Origin of the sequence: Nostoc sp. CHAB 5715, from assembly GCF_020829685.1 — a bacterium.
In the GTDB taxonomy this organism is placed as follows: Bacteria; Cyanobacteriota; Cyanobacteriia; order Cyanobacteriales; family Nostocaceae; genus Nostoc.
Window position 1 is genome coordinate 1 of record NZ_JAIVFR010000742.1, and the last position, 3,874, is coordinate 3,874.

Annotated in this window: 4 protein-coding genes and 1 pseudogene; 4 read left to right on the forward strand and 1 reads right to left on the reverse strand. The window is 35.1% G+C overall.

The window, feature by feature from the left end:
- Nucleotides 1–243 (reverse strand): annotated as a pseudogene (locus tag LC574_RS30345) (lipopolysaccharide biosynthesis protein); the annotation flags it as partial.
- 1,127 nt (nt 244–1,370) lie between these two features.
- Here LC574_RS30345 and LC574_RS30350 point away from each other — a divergent pair.
- From LC574_RS30350 to LC574_RS30365, 4 genes are all read left to right on the forward strand, one after another.
- Nucleotides 1,371–1,763, forward strand: a complete 393-nt coding sequence (locus LC574_RS30350) for a hypothetical protein (protein ID WP_229457314.1) — start codon at nt 1,371–1,373, stop codon at nt 1,761–1,763.
- Between the two features lie 71 nt (nt 1,764–1,834).
- On the forward strand, nt 1,835–2,206 hold the full coding sequence (locus LC574_RS30355; protein WP_229457315.1) for a deaminase: 372 nt from the start codon (nt 1,835–1,837) through the stop codon (nt 2,204–2,206).
- Between the two features lie 428 nt (nt 2,207–2,634).
- Nucleotides 2,635–2,823, forward strand: a complete 189-nt coding sequence (locus tag LC574_RS30360; protein ID WP_368736753.1) for a DUF3172 domain-containing protein — start codon at nt 2,635–2,637, stop codon at nt 2,821–2,823.
- 723 nt (nt 2,824–3,546) lie between these two features.
- Nucleotides 3,547–3,874, forward strand: a 328-nt coding sequence (locus tag LC574_RS30365) for a sigma-70 factor domain-containing protein (RefSeq protein WP_306422178.1), incomplete at its 3' end; no start/stop codon positions are given.

Genomic DNA, 3,874 nt, shown 5'->3' on the forward strand with positions numbered 1-3,874 from the left:
CAATAAGAAGGCATTAGCTTCCAAGCGTCCTATGTCTTGTGATAACCCTGTGAGTGAGGAAGAGCGATTTGTCTTAATCATCAAACTTCCTTCTGCCTTGTATGAGGGTTTTAGTGAAAATGCATACAAGCATCCAAGGGTAACAGTTATGCCAAAAATGCCGACTAGAGGTAGCCAACGCCGTTGAATAACTTCTAAGTATTTCTGAATATTTACTTCTTCAATGTGTGGTAAAGATTCCATCGTTATAATATATATAAATTTTATAAAGAGGTTGATTTACTTACAAGAGATATTTCTCAGTATTTTACCGATACTAGCACTGGAGTCTACTTTGCTATGGTAATATCTGCGTTGATTGTCAGCTAATGCCTTCTTATTGAGGTTGTTCAAAAGGTGAAGTAAATTAGTAGACATTTTTAACTAACAGCATCTGGCTTTCATATTATGCACAAAATAGGAAATACTACATAATTTTGATTATTTGGAATTACGAACCAAATTTCACTATAATTCAAACTCCTTTAGTGAAATATGCAAATATCAAGTTGATTGATAAACCTAGATTAAAAAGACTAATTCTTGGTTTAACTTAGCGTTGTGTTACTACTGATGAAACTATTGATTAATCATCTAGTAATCAACATCATATTCTGTAAAAAAACTGAATTGCAGAGCTTTATAAAATATTCATATAAATGCTAGTATATTCGCTGCCTTTTTGCTGATTCTGAAAAGACAAGAGGAATTAATTGCTTAAGGGTAAGCAATAAAACAACTGTAGACACAAAATACTCCTTCCAAGGTTTATCTAACAACATACAGCAGATTTTAAGTTGGTGAGGTACACAACGATTCGTCTGTTACCCAGGTATAAAGCGTGTTTTACTCCTGAATTCTGTATTCTGTATTCTGCTGTATACATTGTCTTATTTGTGTAATCGTATTGTAATACGCAGAAGAGATAAACGGCTAGTAACTAAGTTTGCACAATAAAACCACTATGTGAAGAAAGATAAACTACGGTACAATCGTATTCACTGCTGCTTTATGCCAAAAACAAAGTTTTACGCTGACCTACTTATTAATACGGCTAAAAGAATATGAGTTAGCATAGTTGCAGCAGAAAGCACAGAACAGACGAGTCTCAAATTCCGACATGGTTAGAGCATGGATTGCTCAACTGCCTCCTTTTAGACAAAAGTCTACATCTGACTAAATAAACTTCACTATATTTTTAATGAAGTTTAGCTAAACTTCTTGCTACCTGTGTTAATCTCAAGTATTAAAACTAAGCTGCTATTTTTTGCTTTTTGTATCTAGGCAATTTTAATTATTAAACTAACATTAAATGTAAAGAGTATTGAATTATGAAATTATCTTCTATCATCTTAGTGGTTGTGATTAGTGTACTCGCTCTCCCCCAGAGTGTCTATGCTAACCAAGAAAATGTTCCCATGATAACAGGCGATTATAATCAGGCTGGAGTTTTATTGACGGAGCCAGCCACGATTAACACTACATGGAGTAATTTTACCGGACAGACCAATAATCCCAAAGAAACTGCTGAATCAATTTTGCTAGTACAGAAGCAAGGATGCCAAAAGATTAACCCGCTTGAGTTCATCAATAACCCAGGTGCTTTCTTTAAGCAATGTCAAAAGCCAACAAATACTCAAACTTCTCAGAGTACTGAGCCAATTGAGTATCTCAAGGTTCCTAAACTGGATTCTGGTATTAGTGTGACAGTTACTAAGTTCTGATATAGAACTTTTTTCGCAAGAGATAACTAATTATTGGTAGTGTAATTTATCTAGATAATTTACGTTAAAATATGGATGAAATATTTATGCTGGCTGCTTTAGCTCAAAGCCGAAAAGCTTTGCCAGAATGTTTGCCGAACCCACCATTAGGCTGTGTAATCATAGATGCCCAAGAGATAGTAGCCCAAGGATACACGCAAGCACCCGGAAAACACCATGCTGAGGCTGATGCACTTAACCAAATTCAAGGCAAAGCTTTCAACTTCTTGAAAATGTATGTAACTCTTGAACCTTGTTCTTTTCATGGACGCACACCCGCATGTGCTTTAGCGATCGCCAAAGATCATCGTATACATGAAATATATGTATCTATAATTGATCCAGACTCCCGTAATAATGGTCAAGGATTGGACATTCTTAAGAATTGCAGGAAAGATAGTTAATGTTGGGCTATGCGCTAATGAGGTGAGTGCTTTTCTTAATCAATATCTAATAAAGTGATAGTTGAAAAGTTACAGCATTTTTCAGGTATTTAGACCACAGATGAGACGGGGAGTAGGGAGTGGGGAGTAGGGAGTGGTGTAGTTCAATTACTTGAAAAGCGCTGTAAGTTAAAATTGCAACGTAGTACCATTTTCCTAAAATCTTTGCAACAAGTTAATCAGCTGTATCGATTCACAACTGTGCTTTTGTGTCAACTTAAGGTGAAAACTAGTAAGTGTGGAAGCTTTAAGATATCCTATTGTTAAGGGTTTCAGATGATTTCTGCATTTTTGGAGAAGTCGGAAATCTTATTATTGAAATTATGCTGTATAATAATTAATCACCCCGAAACGTAAGTCTTTTCGCTTCAATAGGATAATTACTTGCGATCGCAGGTGTTGTTTTGCCAAGTATTATTCTTGCTGTTCATCATACCACTGTTACTACTTTTAGTCAAGAAAATGTCGCCAAGAGTAATTACATTGATAATACTGCACCCAATGCAGATGTCTGCGTGCAGTATGACACAAGCGCAATTATCATATATACCTGCGTCTTTGCCGTCCTAAATCCCTAATTACAAGTATTTAATTGGACTTTCAACAAGCAAAGCAGCTATGCTGTCTTGTTGAGGTAGAAGGGAAAAAGATTTGGCTTGTTTGTTTCCTTTGTGGCGGTTGCTACACCGCCAGTTAAACTGCTTCTAAGAAAGCTATCTTAAATACAGGAGGCTGGGGAAGTGTTTTTTTTAATGGTTACCGCTCTACGTACCTGATATGATTGGATTATTTAGTAAAAAATGGGCATTTTATGTTTAAGAAGTTGATATTCAATAAAAATATTTTTAGAATATAACCAAAATAAGAGCAATCAAAATAAATTGTTATTTTATGTTTTAATAATATTAGAGTACGACTAGTATTATTTCTTCTTCATTTATTTATTGTAATCAAATGCTTTTCGGGGCAATGTTTAATTTACTCATAAAGTGTATTAGAGAATTAAAGCAATAATAATTATATTTTACAGATATGGAAATATCAATAATAAAGCAGTGTAATAAGCTCAAAAAATATGGTAATGATACTTGGGGTAATTGATTTGTTACTACTGATGATGTTATTATTAGGGGGTGGGTTGATTTTGGGTTTATTATCTCCAAGAATTGACTTGTAATGTATCATAGATCAGAATTCTTCAGTATTGCCAATTGATTGATTAGCAGTGTGAAATGGCTATGGGTCTGAATATCTAGACTTGATACCAATAAATTGATGAGGTTACAGAGGAGCAAATAACCATGAGCAACTTAACATCTCCACCTACCGAAGTTCAAAAAACGAAGAAAAAAAGTTTAGCCGCAGATAAAAAACCTCGAGCTACAGATGATATTGTGCGTAGTTATCTGCAAGAAATCGGGCGTGTAGATTTGTTGACTCGTGAACAAGAGGTTATTTTTGCCGAACAAGTGCAGCAGATGATGAATTTACTAGCTGCTAAAGAAGAATTGGCTATGAAATTAAAGCACGAACCCACGCTGCAAGAATGGGCAGATCAGGTGGAGTTAAGTGTTGAGGTGGTAGAGCAACAGCTAAATTTAGGACATCAAGCCAAGCAGAAAATGATTC

Coding starts and splice junctions, on each gene's coding strand:
- LC574_RS30350 (WP_229457314.1), top strand. CDS start 1,371: ATGAAATTATCTTCTATCATCTTAGTGGTTGTGATTAGTGTACTCGCT.
- LC574_RS30355 (WP_229457315.1), top strand. CDS start 1,835: ATGGATGAAATATTTATGCTGGCTGCTTTAGCTCAAAGCCGAAAAGCT.